Raw genomic sequence first — 16,712 nt, forward strand, 5'->3', positions numbered from 1 at the left:
GTGCTCTAGGCCGCGCCAAGTACGGCTGTCATGCCCTGGCTCGACCGGGACATTTAGTGCGCTCAAAAAGCGAAAGCGCGGCACAATCAGTGCCGCGCTCGTATCTGACATCTTGCGGGAAGCGCGCCTGTCTCAGTGCGTCTTCGTCTCGTGCCATTTCTCGAGATCGGGCTTCACCTCGTCAGATCCCTGCTCCTTCTCCGGATTGCCCTTCCAGGGCTTGTCCGTCTGCTCGTGCGAACCCCAGTCGTTCTGTTGCCGGGGATCGTCATTGGGTCGTTCCTTGCTCATGGACCTGTCCTTCCCTGAAGCCTCAAGCGAAGGGGACGCCGTAATAGGCGTTGATGCCGCGCACCGCGGCATCGTCACCCCAGTTCCAATCGCTTCGCTCGGCGTATTTCGGCGCGCCCTCCAGCTCCCTGGCCGTGATGCCGGTGATGTATCCGCCGAGCTCGGTGTCGTATTTCAGCGACTGCCACGGCAACGGATAGCGGTCGTTGCCGAGGCCCAGGAATCCTCCGAAGCCCAACACCGCGTACGACACCTTGCCGCTGACCTTGTCGATCATCACCCGCTCGATCGAACCGATCCGGTTGCGATCGGCGCCGTAGACCGACGTTCCCTCGACCTTGTCGCTGCCGATCAGCCGGCCCATCTCGCTGAGGCCCAGCTCGCCTTCATTCAGCATCTCGATCCTCCACTCAGCCAATGTGAAGCAACGGGGTGAGTGAGCGATCGTTCCGGGATTGAGGCTCCCCGGGGCCGGCCAGGAACATCGCGGGGAAGGCGCGACTTCGTTCAGGCGCGGCGCGGGGAGATGGCGGCCTTCATGGCCAGCGCCTATGCGAATTTTCTCCGGGAAGCTCGGCGTCTGCATTGCGGCCTCCGGTCCGGCGCCTCGCATCTCATCACCGGACTCTACGATGCGCTGCCGGGCCATCAGCGAGAGGCCGCGGCCTCTTCCCGCAGCATCAGAAAGCCATACATCTCTGCGGCGGTCTGAAGCTGGTCGATGCGCGCAAGAACACCGTCGCGCTGGCGTCCATCGGGCAGGCCCGACAGCTCATGCTCGAGGCGCAGCTTCTGCGCCTCGAGACGTTGCTCGAATGTGTGTGGCTCAGACCGTCTTCGCATTTTCCATCCTTGGTGGCTGCAGCCCCGGACTGTTGGCCCAGCGCTCGACTTGCTCGATGACCTTCTGGTGGCTCGGACGCACCGGCTTGGGGGATTCCGGCTCTTCGGAAAGCTTGCGGGGCAACCTGACTTCGTCCGTCATGGCTTCTCTCCCTTTCAAGAAGAATGCACGACGGCGAAGGTCGTTTCAATAATAACTTATTGATTTTACTTACTATTCTTACTCATTCGGAGGTTGTTCCGTCTCTTATGGAACTCCCGCCAAATTGGTTCGTTGAGGAAACTACTCAACCTACTCAATTTGCATGATCGACCATGAACGATCTTCGCGCCGAGCGCCTTCAGGTCATGCTCTCGCCGGACGAGTTGGCCGCCGTCGACGATTTCCGGTTCAAACATCGCATGCCGACGCGGGCGGCGGCGGTCCGCGAGCTCCTCAAGTTCGGGCTGGCCGCCGCGAGCGTCGACGCGGTAGTCGGCGTGAAGTCGAGCGACTTCGGCGTATTCGGCCGGGGACCTGAGGGTCATACCCAGGGAGATCCCGAAAGCGGCACCGGGGACTGAGCCATCGAGGCTTTCTCGCAAGCGAACGGCCCCGGCACGGTGGGTGTCGGGGCCGTCCTTGGAGATTGCTTCCGGCGCACCGGGGGTATGACAACCGGAAGCAACCTATCGACTCGGCGCACCAGGATTCGTTCCTCGTGCGAAACCTGGCGTTCCATCTAGCCGCTGGGCGCGCCGCCGGAATCATCCGGCGTCATGCCGGAGCCCGGCGTCTTGCTCTGGTCGTTCAGCTTGGGATCGCGCGTCGCCTCACGCGACGGGGAGCCTTTCGGAACTGCCTTGGTGTCAGTCTTGTGCACGGACTGCGCCCGCTGCTTGTCGCGCGGCTGCTCCTCTGCCCGCTTGTCCCTGACGATGCCGTGGTCGGAATGGGCCATGATGTGCCTTCGCCTCTCCTGATGTGTCGAAGCGGTTACGCATCACGGCGCCGAATGTTCCGGCGTGGCGCTAGCTGTGCACCGCGTGAACCGTGGCCGATGCGTTCTCAAGATGCACCTGACGCACCGTCGTCACCGTCGCAAACGCCACTGAGACGCCAAAGGCGAGAATGAGTGAAAGAAGGGCCAGACGTGGAGCCATTGCAAATCCTCCTGCTGGAATGAAAACCGACGCGATTGACTGTTCCCCGATCATCCCCCGATTGGTCACTTGCATTCCGTGAGCGGTCTCACACACGTTCTGCGAAACGAAGCGCTCACGCGCTCCGCTGTTGTCGCGGGAAACGACCCGCGAGAGGCGGAATTTCGCCATCGAGCCAATCCTGCTCGTAAGCGAGCGCCGTCCAGGCGTCCGCCATGCGCGAATAGCGCTTGTACGCAGGCTGCCCTTCGGCGCGCTCGGCGAGCTGGAGGCAATTGTCGGCGTTATCTCTGAAGATGTCAGACTGTTTCATGGAAAGGACGTGGGGACGGAACTCCGGCATCGCAACCCAATTGCCGGATCGTAATGTTCAGGGAACTTCGGCTCTCTTCAGCAATTGTTCATGGATGCGAGTTCTCATCGCGATCATCTTGCTATTCGTCAGCACGGCAGCGCCAGCCGACAGCGCCGGTGACCGAAAGCCTCTCGACCGACCGCAGAGCGCAACCGACGTGATCAGCGGCCTCTACAATTTCAGCCGCTTCCAGCAGGGCCTGCTGGAGAGCACCGATCTGAAGGGCAACGCCGAGGTCAAGAATCTCGCCGCCTTGCGTGCCGAGGAAGCGGCCAAGCGCGACAAGGCGTTGCGGCAGATCCAGGAGGCGATCGGCGCGGAACCCCATGCGGGCAAGACCGCGTCGGTCGGCGCGAGCCTGATCGAGCCCGAAACTTCAGACGGGCCGAGTTTCGTCCGAAGCTTTTATGCCTCGCAGATTCCCGAATATGAATCGGCCATCGACCTGCTCGAACGCTATCTGAAGGCGCCCGACAACACGGCGCTCGCGGCGTTCGCGCGCGAGCAGCTTCCGCTGCTGCGCGCACAGGTCAAGGACGCCGAGCGCACCATGGCGGACAAGTAGCAGCCGCTATTGCTCGTTGGGATGATGCTGCTGGCTCTCCGGCCGCACCGTGCGATCCCTCTCCGGCATCTTGTCCCGGCTCGCATCGCCATTGTCGTCCTCGCCACCGGACGACAAGGTCCCGCTTCCGCTCGGGTTCGACCGGCTCGCCGCGCCCGTGGTCGACGGAGCGCCTGCGGGCTGGCCGAGCTGGCGGCGGCAGGCATCTTCTCTTTTCGGAACTTGCATGGAACCAATTCCGGGGATCGCGGTTGTTGTGTTTGGGCTGAGCAAGACAGGTTCCATTTCCTCGCGTCGCACCTTGGCGCTTGATTTCGAATTTGGCTGACGCTCTATTTTGACCGATTGCGTCTTGCCCAGGATTCGGCAGACGCCTGCGGGGGAATTAGTATGAGCGACCTCGATCCCGGAGCTGCATCACGGTCCGGTCGTCGCGTCCCAAAGCCAAAAACCAACGGTGTGTCGGATCCGGATTCCCGGGCCGAATTGCTGCTCGCCCTGCAGGCGATGCGCAGCGGCGATTTCTCGGTGCGCATGAGCGGCGACTATCTCGGCATCGACGGCAAGATCGCCGACACTTTTAATGAAATCATCGCCGCCAACCAGCGCATGGCGCAGCAGCTCGAGCTGGTCGGCCAGGTCGTGGGCCGCGAGGGCAAGACCCGCCAGCGCGTCAAGTTCGGCCTCGCCTCGGGTTCCTGGGCCGACATGGAAGGCTCCGTCAACACGCTGATCGACGATTTGTTGTGGCCGACGCGCGAAGTGACGCGCGCAGTCGCCGCCGTCGCGCAAGGCGACCTGCTCCAGACCGTCAAGCTCGACGTCGAAGGCCGTCCGCTGCGGGGCGAGTTCCTGCAGTCGGCCAACATCGTCAACACCATGATCAAGCAGCTCGGCGTGTTCACCTCCGAGGTGACGCGCGTGGCGCGCGAGGTCGGCACGGAAGGCAAGCTCGGCGGCCAGGCCCAGGTGCCTGAGGTGACCGGCGTCTGGAAGGACCTCACCGAGAGCGTCAACTCGATGGCGAACAACCTGACCAACCAGGTTCGCAACATCGCAGAGGTGACGATCGCGGTTGCCAACGGCGACCTCTCCAAGAAGATCACCGTGGACGTGCGCGGCGAGATCCTTCAGCTCAAGGAAGCCATCAACACGATGGTGGACCAGCTCCGCTCCTTCGCCTCCGAAGTGACGCGCGTGGCGCGCGAGGTCGGCACCGACGGCAAGCTCGGCGGCCAGGCGATCGTGCCCGGCGTCGCCGGCACCTGGAAGGACTTGACCGACTCCGTCAACGCGATGTGCGGCAACCTGACCGCGCAGGTGCGCAACATCGCCAACGTGACGACTGCCGTGGCGCGCGGCGACCTCTCGCGCAAGATCACCGTGGACGTGCGCGGCGAAATCCTGGAGCTGAAGGACACCATCAACACCATGGTGGACCAGCTCAACTCCTTCGCTTCGGAAGTGACGCGCGTGGCGCGTGAGGTCGGTACCGAAGGCAAGCTCGGCGGCCAGGCGCAAGTGCCCGGTGTCGCCGGCACCTGGAAGGACCTCACCGACAACGTCAACTTCATGGCGTCGAACCTGACCGCACAGGTCCGCAACATCGCCGACGTCGCCACCGCCATCGCCGGCGGCGACCTCTCCAAGAAGATCACCGTGAACGTGTCGGGCGAGATCCTTCAGTTGAAGGAAACGCTCAACACCATGGTCGACCAGCTCAACGCCTTTGCCGGCGAAGTCACGCGCGTGGCGCGCGAGGTCGGCACCGAGGGGCGGCTCGGTGGCCAGGCCAACGTGCTCGGCGTCGCCGGCACCTGGAAGGATCTCACCGAGAGCGTCAACTCGATGGCCTCGAACCTGACCGCACAGGTTCGTAACATCGCCGAGGTGACGACGGCGGTTGCCGGCGGCGACCTCTCGAAGAAAATCACCGTGGACGTGCGCGGCGAGATCCTCGAGCTGAAGGACACCATCAACACCATGGTGGACCAGCTCAACGCCTTCGCCGGCGAAGTCACCCGCGTCGCGCGCGAGGTCGGCACCGAAGGCAAGCTCGGCGGCCAGGCCCAGGTGCGTGGCGTCGCCGGTACCTGGAAGGATCTCACCGACAGCGTCAACTCGATGGCCTCGAACCTGACCGGTCAGGTCCGCAACATCGCCGAGGTCGCGACCGCCGTCGCCAAGGGCGATTTGTCCAAGAAGATCACCGTGAACGTGTCGGGCGAAATCCTTCAGCTGAAGGAAACGCTCAACACCATGGTCGACCAGCTCAACGCCTTCGCCGGCGAGGTCACGCGCGTCGCGCGCGAAGTCGGCACCGAAGGCAAGCTCGGCGGCCAGGCTCAGGTCACGGGCGTCGCCGGCACCTGGAAGGACCTCACCGACAACGTCAACTCGATGGCGGGCAACCTGACCGCCCAGGTCCGCAACATCGCCGAGGTCGCAACCGCCATCGCCGGCGGCGACCTCTCGCGCAAGATCACGGTGGACGTGCGCGGCGAGATCCTTCAGCTCAAGGACACGTTGAACACGATGGTTGACCAGCTCAACCGCTTCGCGGGCGAGGTCACGCGCGTGGCGCGCGAGGTCGGCACCGAAGGCCGCCTCGGCGGCCAGGCCAACGTGCCGGGCGTCGCCGGCACCTGGAAGGATCTGACGGACTCCGTGAACTCGATGGCGGGCAACCTCACCGCCCAGGTCCGCAACATCGCCGAAGTCACCACCGCCGTGGCGCGCGGCGACCTGTCGCGCAAGATCACCGTCGACGTGAAGGGCGAGATCCTCGAGCTCAAGAACACCATCAACACCATGGTGGACCAGCTCAACGCCTTCGCCGGCGAAGTCACGCGCGTGGCGCGCGAAGTCGGCACCGAGGGCGAACTCGGCGGCCAGGCCCAGGTGCCCGGCGTGGCCGGTACCTGGAAGGACCTCACCGACACCGTCAACGTCATGGCGGCGAACCTGACGGAGCAGGTTCGCGGCATCGTCAAGGTGGTGACGGCGGTCGCCAACGGCGACCTCAAGCAGAACCTCACGGTGAAATCGAAGGGCGAGGTCGCGGCGCTCGCCGACACCATCAACAACATGACCGAGACGCTCGCGACCTTCGCCGATCAGGTGTCGTCGGTGGCGCGCGAGGTCGGCGTCGAAGGCCGTCTCGGCGGTCAGGCCGACGTGCCCGGTGCGGCCGGCACGTGGAAGGATCTCACCGGCAACGTCAACCTGCTCGCGGCCAACCTCACCTCGCAGGTGCGCGCGATCGCGGAAGTCGCGACCGCCGTGACCAAAGGCGACCTCACTCCGTCGATCCAGGTCGATGCCCGCGGCGAGCTCGCCGAGCTCAAGGACAACATCAACACGATGATCACGAACCTCCGTCTGACGACGGACGTGAACACCGAGCAGGACTGGCTGAAGACCAACCTCGCCAAGTTCACCAACATGCTCCAGGGCCAGCGCGACCTCACCACCGTCGGCCGGCTGCTGCTCACCGAGCTGTCGCCGCTGGTGAACGCCCATACCGGCGTGATCTACCAGGTCGAGAGCGAGGACAATCCGCAACTCCTGCTGCTGGCCTCCTACGCCAGCGACGGCATCTACCCCTATCAGCGCGTGCTGCAGTTCGGCGACGGCCTGATCGGCCAATGCGCGCTCGACAAACGGCCTCGCGTGATCGCCGACATTCCATCCGACGTGGTGCCGATCAACTCGGCGCTGTTCCGCGTCGCACCGAAGAACCTCGTGGTGCTGCCGGTGCTGTTCGAGGGCCAGGTCAAGGCCGTGATCGAGCTCGCCTCGCTCGTCTCCTTCACGACCTCGCAGATGACGTTCCTGGAGCAGCTCACCGACTCCATCGGCATCGTGCTCAATTCGATCGAAGCGACGATGCAGACCGAAGGCCTGCTCAAGCAGTCGCAACAGCTCGCCGGCGAGCTTCAGACCCAGCAGCGCGAATTGCAGCAGACCAACGACCAGCTCGAGCAGAAGGCGCAGCAGCTCGCCGAGCGCAACGTCGAGGTCGAGCGCAAGAACCAGGAGATCGAGCAGGCCCGCCGCGCCCTGGAGGAAAAGGCGACCGAGCTTGCGCTGACCTCGAAGTACAAGTCCGAATTCCTCGCCAATATGAGCCACGAGCTGCGCACGCCGCTGAACTCGATCCTGATCCTGGGACAGCAGCTCACCGACAATCCGGATGGCAACCTCTCGGCCAAGCAGGTCGAATTCGCCCGCACCATCCACGGCGCCGGCACCGACCTGCTCAATCTCATCAGCGACATTCTCGACCTGTCCAAGATCGAGTCCGGCACGGTGACGGTCGATGCCGAGGAGATCCTGACCGCGAACCTGCTCGAGACCGTCGGGCGGCCGTTCCGGCACGAGGCGGATAATCGCAACCTGTCGTTCAAGATCGACATCGATCCGAACCTGCCACGCAGCATCGTCACCGACTCCAAGCGTCTGCAACAGGTCCTGAAGAACCTGCTCTCCAACGCCTTCAAGTTCACCGCCGAAGGCGAGGTGCGCCTCAAGGTGACCGGCGCGCTCGGCGGCTGGGGAACGGATCACCCGGTGCTGAATACCGCACCGGCCGTGATCGCATTCGAAGTGTCCGATACCGGCATCGGCATCCCCCTGGAGAAGCAGAAGCTGATCTTCGAGGCGTTCCAGCAGGCGGACGCCGGCACCAGCCGTAAATATGGCGGCACCGGCCTTGGACTTGCGATCAGCCGCGAGCTTGCGAGCCTGCTCGGCGGCGAAATCCATCTGCGCAGCGCGCCGGGCAAGGGATCGTCCTTCACGCTCTATCTGCCGCTGAAATATTCCGGCCCGACGCTCGCGCCGCGGACTGCGCCGGCACCGCAGCAATACAGCCAGCCGCCGGCACTGCAACCGGCCGCGCCCGACCAGCCGCGCGTCATCGAGCAGCTTGCCGACGACCGGCTCAATCTCGAGCCCGGCGACAGCATCCTCCTGATCGTCGAGGACGACCCGCATTATGCGCGCGTGCTGGTCGACCTCGCACGCGACAAGGGATTCAAGGTGCTGGTTGCCGCCCAGGGCGCCGAGGCGCTGGAGCTCGCCAAGCAATACCAGCCGCGCGCCGTCTCGCTCGACGTGTTCCTGCCCGACATGCTCGGCTGGACCGTGCTGAGCCAGCTCAAGCACAATCCGCTCACCCGTCACATCCCGGTGCAGATCATCACGCTCGACGAGGACCGCCAGCATGCGCTGGCGCGCGGCGCGTTCTCCTTCGTCAACAAGCCGACGACGACCGAAGGCGTTTCGGCCGCGCTGACGCAGATCAAGGAATATGCAAGGCCGCGGCGCAAGCGGCTCCTGATCGTCGAGGACAATGAAGCCGAACAGCTCTCGATCCGCGAGCTGCTGCATCACGACGACATCGAGATCGTCACGACCGACACGGGCGCCGGCGCGCTCTCGACGCTGCGCGAGTCGCCCTGCGACTGCGTGGTGCTCGACCTCCGCCTGCCCGACATGAGCGGTTTCGAGGTGCTGGACCAGATCCGCAACGACGAGGCGCTGTCCAACATTCCGGTCGTCGTCTTCACCGGCCGCGAGCTTTCGGCGGAGGAGGATGCGGAACTCCACACCATGGCGCGCAGCATCGTGGTCAAGGGCGTCGAATCGCCGGAACGGCTGCTCGACGAGACCGCGCTGTTCCTGCACCGCGTCATCACGGAACTTCCGATCGAGAAGCAGCGCATGCTGGAGAAGCTGAACAGTTCCGACGAGGATCTGATCGGCAAGACCGCGCTGCTCGTCGACGACGACGCCCGCAACATCTTCGCGCTGTCGAGCGTGCTGGAACGGCGCGGCATGAAGGTGCTGACGGCGACGACCGGCAGCGAGGCGGTGACCCTGGTCGAATCCAACCCGGAGATCGCCATCGTGCTGATGGACATCATGATGCCGCAGATGGATGGCTACCAAACCATCGGCGTCATTCGCGAGAACCCGGCCTTCGCCCGCCTTCCGATCATCGCGCTGACCGCCAAGGCGATGAAGGGCGACCGCGAAAAATGCCTGGAGGCCGGCGCGTCCGACTACCTCGCCAAACCCGTCAACACCGATCAATTGCTGCTTGCGATCCGCATGTGGCTGCACCGTTGAGTTTGGATCCGCGAATGGACCACGAAAAGGTCAACATCCTCCTCGTCGACGACCAGCCGGCCAAGCTGCTCGCCTACGAGGTGATATTGAAGGATCTCGACGAGAACCTCGTGATCGCCTCGTCCGGACGCGAGGCGCTGGAGGTGCTGCTCAAGACCGAGATCGCGGTGATCCTGGTCGACGTCTGCATGCCCGAGCTCGACGGCTTCGAGCTCGCCGCGATGATCCGCGAGCATCCTCGCTTCCAGAAGACCGCGATGATCTTCATCTCCGCCATCCAGGTCAGCGACATCGACCGCTTGCGCGGCTACGAGATGGGCGCGGTCGACTACGTGCCGGTCCCGGTCGTGCCGGAGGTGCTGCGCGCCAAGATCAAGGTGTTTGCCGAGCTCTACCGCAAGACCCGCGAGCTGGAACGGCTGAACCGGGAGCTCGAGGATCGCGTCCGCGCACGCACGGCGGAGCTGGAGAACTCAACCGCGAAGCTGCGTGAAAGCGAGCAGCGGCGCAGCATGGCGATCGCCGCCGGCAAGATGGGCTCCTGGGATTGGGACTGGATCAGCGGCGACTGGATGTGGGACGAGGGGCAATATCGCATCTTTGGCGTCAGCCCCGACAGCTTCGCGGTCAACCCGGCCAACGTTCAGGCGTTGCTGCATCCCGATGACGTCGAGCAGTTGCGCAAGGCGATTGCCGAATTCAACAAGGGCACGCGAGCCTACGAGACAGAATTCCGCATCATTCGACCCGACGGCGAGGTGCGCTGGTGCGTCGGCACGGCGGCGGCGACGGTGGACGACAGCAGTCGCGTCGTGCGCGTAAGCGGCGTCACCGTGGACATCACCGAACGCAAGCGTGCCGAGGAACGGCAGAATCTGCTGGCCCGGGAAGTCGATCATCGCGCCAAGAACGCGCTGGCGCTGGCGCAATCGATCGTGCGCCTCACCCGTGCCGACGAGGTCAAGGCCTATGTCAACGCCGTCGAGGGCCGCATCAATGCGCTCGCGCGTGTGCACACCATCCTGTCGCTGTCGGGCTGGCAGGGTGCCGAGCTCTCCAGGCTGATCGATGAGGAGCTTGCGCCCTATTCACTCGGCGGCCAGATCGTGTTGGCGGGTCCGGAGGTCCAGTTGCTGCCGACGACGGCCCAGACCCTGGCGCTCGCGCTGCACGAGCTGTTCACCAACTCGGCCAAGTACGGCGCGCTCTCGACGAGGTCGGGACGGCTCGCGATCCGCTGGCAGGTCGAGAACCAATTGCTGACGCTGAGCTGGGAGGAATCCGGCGGTCCGCTCGTCATGACTCCGAAATCCCGCGGCTTCGGCACGCGGAGCCTGCTTGCGAGCGTCGAGTCGCAGCTCGGTGGACAAGCGCAGTTCGACTGGCGAGCTGAAGGCCTGTTATGCCGTCTGGAGGTGCCGTTGACACGCAAGACGTCGGCGGCGAGCCCATCCGGCAAGTTCGAGGATGCCAGCTCCGCGGAATTGCAGCGCGCATCGGGTTAGACGTTTTCGAGCGAACGGTCGCGTCGAGACAGGGCAGCAGGAGGCGAAGCGAGGTGTGCCTTTCGGCCAGACCGGAAGGCAAGGAGCTTAGCCGGACGCCATCATTCGTTGCGCCATCCGCGGTTCGCGCGCGACCCGGCCTTCGAGCCAGGCCTCCGTGCAGGCGAGATCCCGGAGCGCCCTGGCGTAGCGGCGAGCCGCGCTTCGCTCCGCGCCGAGCGGTAGCTTGCGAGCCTTGCGCAGAATGTCCGCGGCCGCGTTGCGGTAGGCCAGCGACCGGTAAAGAAAGACAACCTTACCCATAGCGAATGTTCCCGTTTTGACGTGCCCATCCTCGCAAGCCCGGCATGAACGTCCGATGAAGCCGGGGATGACAATTCCTTCATTCATTTGGAACCAGCGAATCCCAGGGGCGTTGCCCGCCAGATCGGGATGCAGTTCCCATGCGCGCAAAGAAGTCGTCCGACCTGATCTCTGCGAGCGGCCTTCTCAAGCTGATGACGCATGCCATGATGGGCGCGGCCCTCGGCCTCGTCTTCAGTCTCGCGCTGATCCTTTGCAATCCCGCCGTCGCCGGCCTGCTCAATCACGGCGGAAGCCAGGCCGCGACTGTCTTCGCCCTCACATTGGTGACGACGTTCGCGATCGGCGCGACCCTCACCGGCGTCGTGTTCATCCTCGTCGAGGACAAGCAATCTTGAAGCACGGTGAAGCGCGGCAGGACCTTTGTCCGGAACTCCTGCGGCAAATGGCGGTTGGCTGCCTGCGTCAATTTAACCCAGGGAGTTCCCCCGCATGACAACGACCAAGCTCGTTCTCACCGCAGTGCTGGCCACGGGCCTTGCCGCCGCGCCGCTCGCCGCGCAGGCCAAGTCGCACAAGGCCAAACATGGATCCTCGATGTCGTCATCGCAGACCACCGGCGCCAACACCAAGTCGTCGAAGGGCGCAGATCCCTCAGGCCAGGGCGGTTCGGGTCCCGGTTCAGACCAGGGCGGCACCATGACGAACCAGAACAGCAAGGGCATGAGCAATACCAAGTGAGCTGCAATACCAAGCGAGCTCACGCCACCTGACATCAAAGGCCCCGCGGCAACGCAGGGCCTTTTTGTCGCGATGATTGTTCGGCGCGCGCGGCATCGACGGGCGCCGGCGTCAGCTCATTGCGGTCGGCGCATTCCGAGGCTGAGCCCGCGGCTCGCAGAGTCCGTCTTCACGAGTTGCTCGAGCTGCGCCCGCTTGCGTCCGATCAGCAGCTGGGCCGCGGCATCATCGAGACCCGCACGCTGCAATTGCCGGATGGCAGAGCCGAGTTCGAGAATCTCGGCGCGTAACCTCAGGATCCGGTAAGCGTCCGGGTCTTCCTCCACGACGCCCTCCCCCTCGAAGCTTCAGCGCCGCGAGATCCCGCGCCCGGAACTGCCGACGGGCTTCACAAGACGAAGGCGGGCGCGATTGCGAACGTCAGGCAGGACATCGCCGCCACCGGCAGTCTTCCATTCGCCGATGAGCAGATTGAGCTTCCGGCGCAAATCCATCTGCGCCAGCGCCTGCCGGGTGCAATCGCGATCGCCGTTGATGGAAGCACGCACGGCCGCCTCGACCTCGGCCATTTCCAGTCTCAAGGCGCTGATTTTACGTCGATTTTCATTAATTCTGTTGTCCATGGCTTGTTAGAACAAAATAAGAACATATAGTCAAGCCAGGATTTCGGGATGGAGATGTCAGATGCAGGTTCAAGGTCAATTCAACGCCAGGGTCTTTCTCGCCGAGCAGATGACCCGGGCCCAGGGGCTGAAGCTGAAACGGCTGAGTGAAGAGGCCTATCAGCCCGCACAATATGCGCGCGATCTGTCCTTCACCGAGGCCGCACGGCGCATCCAGGTGCTGGAAGCAGAGATCGAGCTGGCGAATTCCTTCTAGAGCGTTTTCGAGCGAAGTGGACACCGGTTCGCATGAAGAAAACGCGTCAAAACAAGAATCTAGAGCTTCGGTTCTGATTCAATCAGAACCGAAAATGCTCTAGGTCACGGCATGCGCCCGGAACGTCGGGTGCGGGCTTCGGAACGATGCCCGTGTCGAATGGTTCTCCTCAGCCAAGGGAGAACATGCATGGCACGCAAGGCAAAGAAACGCCGCTACTCGCGCAGCTCCGGCAGCGATGTCGAAAGCGAGATGCGGCGCTACAAGCAGGGCACGGCGAAGAGCGGTCGCAAGGGCCGTGGCGGACGGGTGAAGAGTCGCAAGCAGGCGATCGCGATCGGACTGTCGAAGGCGCGCAAGAAGGGCAAGAAGGTCCCGAAGAAGACCACGAAGAAGGCTACGAAGAAAAAAGCGTCCAAGAAGCGGACGACCAAGAAGACAGCCAGGACATCGTCTAAGCGCAAATCCAGCAAGCGTTGACGCTTGCACGCCTCAGATCATGCTGCCCGGCATGAAGCAGCGGATCGAGACCCCGAACGCAGTCTTCACCGGCCACACCATGGTGCGGCCGGCGCGGTTCGGCTCGGTGATAACGGCTTCATCAGGCACGTCGACCCACTCCCCGTCGAGGCGCACGCGATAGTGTCCGTTGTGCGATTCCCAATCGGGATCTGAGACGGCAAAGCCATCGGCGTCCGAGCAGCACGGCCCGAGGTGACTGCGCAGGCTGTCGAACCAGGGCTTGAGGGGCGAGCTCGCATAGCGGCCGTCGTCACGACCGAGCGCGTTTCCGCCCCACAGCACGAACGGCGCCGCGAGCAGCGCACCTCTCAGCGAGAGCTTCAATCGATCCATGTCGGCACCGATCAAATTCGAACCACCGGCGAGTTCCACAAAGCGGCCGCAAGTTCGAAGTTCCACGCTTGCAATCTCTCGGCAGCGTCGTTGCTGACGAGCGTTCGGAACTGTGGCGGCCGAACACGGCTTTTTCGTATGAACCGGGTCACCATCCCTGCCGTTAACGAGAATGTTATCGGCGGCCGCCCCCTCTCCTGAACGCGAAAGGAAAAGGCGGCCCGAGGGCCGCCCTTTTGAATAAGTGGGAAGCGTCGTTTGCTTCAGGCGAGGGGCACCGCGACGAACCGCGTCGCCTCCGCGCTTCTGACCTGCAGCAGCACGCTGCGCTTGCCGGACGATTTGGCCTGCGCCAGCTCCGACCGGACCTCGCCGACATTGGCGACGGCCTTGCCGCCGACATTGAGGATGACGTCGCCGGTCCGGATGCCGTGCTGCGCCGCCGGCCCTTGCGGATCGACTTCGGTGACGACGACGCCCTTCTGGCCGGCCCCCTGGACCTCACCGGCCGGCGCCAGAGCAAGACCGAGGCGCGGAGTGCCGGGGCTCGACTGTTCCTTGCCAACATCGGCCTTGGCCTGTTGCTCGTTCGGCAACTCGCCGAGCGCCAGGGTCACCGTCTTGCTGTCGCCCTTGTGGAAGACGTCGAGCTTCACCGAGCTGCCAGGCGCAAGGGTCGCGATCGTGCGGGCAAGGTCCCGCGAATCCTTGACCGCGGTGCCGTTGACGGCGGTGATGACGTCGCCCGCCTCGATGCCGGCCTTCGCCGCCGGGCTGCCATCCTGCGGATTGTCGACGATGGCGCCGCGCGCCTCCTTCAGGCCGAGGCTGTCGGCGATCTCCGATGTCACCGGCTGCACCTGCACGCCGAGCCAGCCGCGGGTCACCGCGCCCTTGTCCTTCAGCTGCGCCACGACGAGCTTTGCGGTCGAGGCCGGAATGTCGAAGCCGATGCCGACCGAGCCGCCGGAGGGCGAGAAGATCGCGGTATTCACGCCGATCACGTTGCCGCTCATGTCGAAGGCCGGACCGCCAGAATTGCCCTTGTTGATCGGCGCGTCGATCTGGATGAAGTCGTCATAGGGACCGTTGCCGATGTCGCGGCCGCTGGCCGAGACGATGCCGGCCGTCACGGTGCCGCCGAGACCGAAGGGATTGCCGACCGCGACCACCCAGTCGCCGATGCGCGGCTTCTGGTCGGAGAACTTGACGAACGGGAAATCCTTCTTGCCGTCGACCTTGATCAGCGCGAGATCGGTCTTAGGATCGGTGCCGACGACCTTCGCGGTGTAGCTGGTGCCGTCGTCCATCGTCACCTGCACCGAGGCGGCATGATCGACGACGTGGTTGTTGGTCACGGCATAGCCGTCGGCGGAAATGAAGAAGCCGGAGCCTTCGCCCGTGATCATCTGATGGCGCTGGCGCGGCATGCCGTTCGGGCCGCCCGGAAAGCGGAAGCCGAACTGCCGCGAAAACTGGTCGAACGGCGTCTGCTCGTCCTGGTCCATCCGGTTCTGTTGCAGCATGGCGCTCTGGTCGTTGTCCTGGTCGATCCTGACCCGCACCGAGATGACGGCGGGCTTGACCTTGCTGACGAGGTCACCGAAGCCCGGCGGCGTCGCGGCGGATTCCGCGGCCTGGGCCGGTGCGATGAAGGAACCCGGACCGAACTTCGAAGAGCCGGGAGAGGCCGCCAGCACGGCCACGCCGAGCGCGGCCACGGTGCCGAGCAGTGCGAGCCGGCGCGGCCTCAAGATCTTGCGGGACGTCGGGGTGTCGGAATTGGCGCGATCGTTCATGTCGAAATATCCATGTTGGAAGGTGTCGCCTTGCATCCAACATGGACACCGTCACCTTACGACGTCCCGTCCATCCGATTAAATCTTGGCAAAGAATGCGCGCGGCAAGGTCGGCCCTCGCATTTGATGCAGCTCAACGCGGGTCCTTCCGGCAGTGAAAAACTGCCCCCGGATTTTCATCGGAGGCGCCCCATGTACAAAGACATTCTCGTCCACATCCCAACCGAACGTCCCATGCGTCCGGCAATCGATGGCTCGATTTCGCTCGCAGCACAGTTCAACGCCCATCTCGACGCGGTCGCCGTCGGCTATGTCGCGACCAGTGCGGCTTACGTGATGGAGGGCGGCGCCGCGGTCGCCGCCGTGTTCGAGCTCGAACGCGAGCGCGCCGTGGAGCGGGCCGAGGCCGCGCTCTCGGTGTTCGAGATCGAAGCGGCGAACGCCGGCATCGCCTACGCCTGCCGCCCGCTCGGCGCGATCCCGGCGGACGCGGCCGGCTCGCTCGGCGAGATGGCGCGGCTGCACGACCTCAGCGTCGTGCTTCAGCCCGATCCGGCGCAAAGCTCGTTCGACAACGACGTGCCGGGCGAGATCCTGTTTCAGGCGGGTGGCCCGGTGCTGTTCCTGCCCTACACCTTCCATGGGGCGTTCAGGGCGAACCGGATCGGCATCTGCTGGGACGGCAGCCGCGTCGCGGCCCGCGCCGTACACGACGCCGCGCCGTTGCTGGCGCGCGCCGATGAGATCGTGATCATCACCATCAACGAAGACAAGGCGGTCTCCGACGAAGCTTCAGCGAGCAGCCTGGCACGACATCTCGGCCGACGTGGACTGTCGACCCGCACGGTCGGCCTCTCGGCGACGCGCTCCGACATCCAGCCGACCATCCTGTCGCTGGCAGCCGATGAGGCCCTCGATCTCCTGGTGATGGGCGGCTACGGCCATTCGCGCTTGCAGGAGCGCGTTCTCGGCGGCGTCACCCGCGCCATGCTGGAAGCCATGACGGTGCCGACGCTGATGTCGCATTGAGACTGACAGGCGCCGTTACGCCGCGACCGGGGTCTCCCAGGTCGCGGGCGGCTCGGCGGCCTCGTGGTGCTTCACGTTGCACGCGTCGAAATGCGCCTTGAGCGCGACCTCGGCGAGATGTTCGAAATGTTCGGCCTGGCCGAGCAGTTCCCAGTTCTGGAGCGGCCGGTAGGCCGCCTGCTGACGACAGAGGGACGCCAGCGCCCGATAGCGACGTACGTTCTCCATGAGACCCTCCCTCGCATTCGCAGAGCTTATCACTCCAATTT

23 protein-coding genes are annotated in these 16,712 nt (G+C 64.3%); 9 read left to right on the forward strand and 14 right to left on the reverse strand.

Annotation, left to right across the window (positions count from 1 at the left end; all coding sequences use genetic code 11):
* Positions 1-132 precede the first annotated feature (132 nt).
* The 4 genes from TSA1_RS39680 to TSA1_RS39685 form a co-directional block, all read right to left on the reverse strand.
* Complete coding sequence (locus TSA1_RS39680) at positions 133-291, reverse strand: hypothetical protein (protein ID WP_174718912.1); 159 nt, start codon at positions 289-291, stop codon at positions 133-135.
* 22 nt (positions 292-313) lie between these two features.
* Positions 314-688 (reverse strand): PRC-barrel domain-containing protein, encoded by a 375-nt coding sequence (locus TSA1_RS15010; protein ID WP_100177035.1) that lies wholly within the window; start codon positions 686-688, stop codon positions 314-316.
* A gap of 251 nt (positions 689-939) precedes the next feature.
* On the reverse strand, positions 940-1,134 hold the full coding sequence (locus TSA1_RS15015; protein ID WP_100177036.1) for a hypothetical protein: 195 nt from the start codon (positions 1,132-1,134) through the stop codon (positions 940-942).
* On the reverse strand, positions 1,118-1,276 hold the full coding sequence (locus TSA1_RS39685; RefSeq protein WP_174718913.1) for a hypothetical protein: 159 nt from the start codon (positions 1,274-1,276) through the stop codon (positions 1,118-1,120). The genes TSA1_RS15015 and TSA1_RS39685 overlap by 17 nt, the downstream gene beginning before the upstream one ends.
* Before the next feature lie 173 nt (positions 1,277-1,449).
* Between TSA1_RS39685 and TSA1_RS15020 the strand changes: the two genes are divergently transcribed.
* Positions 1,450-1,698 carry a hypothetical protein gene (locus tag TSA1_RS15020; protein ID WP_100177037.1) on the forward strand — a complete coding sequence of 83 codons (249 nt, stop codon included), beginning with the start codon at positions 1,450-1,452 and terminating at the stop codon, positions 1,696-1,698.
* Positions 1,699-1,856: 158 nt separating this feature from the next.
* Here TSA1_RS15020 and TSA1_RS15025 read toward each other — a convergent pair whose 3' ends face one another.
* From TSA1_RS15025 to TSA1_RS40655, 3 genes are all read right to left on the reverse strand, one after another.
* A complete protein-coding gene (locus TSA1_RS15025) occupies positions 1,857-2,075 on the reverse strand; it encodes a hypothetical protein (RefSeq protein WP_100177038.1) in 219 nt (72 codons plus the stop codon).
* A 70-nt stretch (positions 2,076-2,145) separates the two neighbouring features.
* The gene (locus TSA1_RS15030; protein ID WP_161497225.1) at positions 2,146-2,448 is read right to left on the reverse strand and encodes a hypothetical protein; all 303 of its coding nucleotides are present in this window, start codon (positions 2,446-2,448) and stop codon (positions 2,146-2,148) included.
* Positions 2,393-2,590 carry a hypothetical protein gene (locus TSA1_RS40655; RefSeq protein WP_100181132.1) on the reverse strand — a complete coding sequence of 66 codons (198 nt, stop codon included), beginning with the start codon at positions 2,588-2,590 and terminating at the stop codon, positions 2,393-2,395. The genes TSA1_RS15030 and TSA1_RS40655 overlap by 56 nt, the downstream gene beginning before the upstream one ends.
* Before the next feature lie 94 nt (positions 2,591-2,684).
* On the opposite strand from TSA1_RS40655, the gene TSA1_RS15040 reads away from it, so the two are divergent.
* On the forward strand, positions 2,685-3,197 hold the full coding sequence (locus TSA1_RS15040; RefSeq protein WP_100177040.1) for a DUF4142 domain-containing protein: 513 nt from the start codon (positions 2,685-2,687) through the stop codon (positions 3,195-3,197).
* Between the two features lie 6 nt (positions 3,198-3,203).
* Here TSA1_RS15040 and TSA1_RS15045 read toward each other — a convergent pair whose 3' ends face one another.
* Positions 3,204-3,425, reverse strand: coding sequence for a hypothetical protein (locus tag TSA1_RS15045; protein ID WP_100177041.1), 222 nt, complete (start codon positions 3,423-3,425; stop codon positions 3,204-3,206).
* A gap of 162 nt (positions 3,426-3,587) precedes the next feature.
* Here TSA1_RS15045 and TSA1_RS15050 point away from each other — a divergent pair, with 162 nt between their 5' ends.
* Entirely contained in the window at positions 3,588-9,332 is a 5,745-nt protein-coding gene (locus tag TSA1_RS15050) for a HAMP domain-containing protein (protein WP_100177042.1), read from the forward strand.
* 14 nt (positions 9,333-9,346) lie between these two features.
* Positions 9,347-10,837 carry an HWE histidine kinase domain-containing protein gene (locus TSA1_RS15055; protein WP_100181133.1) on the forward strand — a complete coding sequence of 497 codons (1,491 nt, stop codon included), beginning with the start codon at positions 9,347-9,349 and terminating at the stop codon, positions 10,835-10,837.
* Between the two features lie 87 nt (positions 10,838-10,924).
* Here TSA1_RS15055 and TSA1_RS15060 read toward each other — a convergent pair whose 3' ends face one another.
* Positions 10,925-11,140, reverse strand: a complete 216-nt coding sequence (locus tag TSA1_RS15060; protein ID WP_100177043.1) for a hypothetical protein — start codon at positions 11,138-11,140, stop codon at positions 10,925-10,927.
* Between the two features lie 140 nt (positions 11,141-11,280).
* Here TSA1_RS15060 and TSA1_RS15065 point away from each other — a divergent pair, with 140 nt between their 5' ends.
* Positions 11,281-11,538, forward strand: coding sequence for a hypothetical protein (locus TSA1_RS15065; protein WP_100177044.1), 258 nt, complete (start codon positions 11,281-11,283; stop codon positions 11,536-11,538).
* A gap of 94 nt (positions 11,539-11,632) precedes the next feature.
* Positions 11,633-11,881, forward strand: a complete 249-nt coding sequence (locus tag TSA1_RS15070; protein WP_100177045.1) for a hypothetical protein — start codon at positions 11,633-11,635, stop codon at positions 11,879-11,881.
* Between the two features lie 116 nt (positions 11,882-11,997).
* Here the strand turns inward: TSA1_RS15070 and TSA1_RS15075 are convergent, their stop codons facing one another.
* Positions 11,998-12,207, reverse strand: coding sequence for a hypothetical protein (locus TSA1_RS15075; RefSeq protein ID WP_100177046.1), 210 nt, complete (start codon positions 12,205-12,207; stop codon positions 11,998-12,000).
* 21 nt (positions 12,208-12,228) lie between these two features.
* A complete protein-coding gene (locus tag TSA1_RS15080; protein ID WP_100177047.1) occupies positions 12,229-12,450 on the reverse strand; it encodes a hypothetical protein in 222 nt (73 codons plus the stop codon).
* 115 nt (positions 12,451-12,565) lie between these two features.
* Here TSA1_RS15080 and TSA1_RS15085 point away from each other — a divergent pair, with 115 nt between their 5' ends.
* Positions 12,566-12,760: a DUF3072 domain-containing protein gene (locus tag TSA1_RS15085; protein ID WP_100177048.1), complete on the forward strand. Its 195-nt coding sequence runs from the start codon at positions 12,566-12,568 to the stop codon at positions 12,758-12,760.
* Between the two features lie 189 nt (positions 12,761-12,949).
* Positions 12,950-13,240 (forward strand): DUF6496 domain-containing protein, encoded by a 291-nt coding sequence (locus tag TSA1_RS15095; RefSeq protein WP_100177050.1) that lies wholly within the window; start codon positions 12,950-12,952, stop codon positions 13,238-13,240.
* A 12-nt stretch (positions 13,241-13,252) separates the two neighbouring features.
* Here TSA1_RS15095 and TSA1_RS15100 read toward each other — a convergent pair whose 3' ends face one another.
* Both TSA1_RS15100 and TSA1_RS15105 read right to left on the reverse strand, forming a co-directional pair.
* Positions 13,253-13,615 carry a hypothetical protein gene (locus TSA1_RS15100; protein WP_100181134.1) on the reverse strand — a complete coding sequence of 121 codons (363 nt, stop codon included), beginning with the start codon at positions 13,613-13,615 and terminating at the stop codon, positions 13,253-13,255.
* A gap of 263 nt (positions 13,616-13,878) precedes the next feature.
* Complete coding sequence (locus tag TSA1_RS15105; RefSeq protein ID WP_100181135.1) at positions 13,879-15,414, reverse strand: Do family serine endopeptidase; 1,536 nt, start codon at positions 15,412-15,414, stop codon at positions 13,879-13,881.
* 192 nt (positions 15,415-15,606) lie between these two features.
* Here TSA1_RS15105 and TSA1_RS15110 point away from each other — a divergent pair, with 192 nt between their 5' ends.
* The gene (locus tag TSA1_RS15110) at positions 15,607-16,443 is read left to right on the forward strand and encodes a universal stress protein (RefSeq protein ID WP_174718914.1); all 837 of its coding nucleotides are present in this window, start codon (positions 15,607-15,609) and stop codon (positions 16,441-16,443) included.
* A gap of 15 nt (positions 16,444-16,458) precedes the next feature.
* On the opposite strand, the gene TSA1_RS15115 is transcribed toward TSA1_RS15110, so the two are convergent.
* The gene (locus TSA1_RS15115) at positions 16,459-16,671 is read right to left on the reverse strand and encodes a hypothetical protein (RefSeq protein WP_100177052.1); all 213 of its coding nucleotides are present in this window, start codon (positions 16,669-16,671) and stop codon (positions 16,459-16,461) included.
* Between the last annotated feature and the right edge of the window lie 41 nt (positions 16,672-16,712).

It is taken from the genome of Bradyrhizobium nitroreducens, assembly GCF_002776695.1.
Lineage (GTDB): Bacteria > Pseudomonadota > Alphaproteobacteria > Rhizobiales > Xanthobacteraceae > Bradyrhizobium > Bradyrhizobium nitroreducens.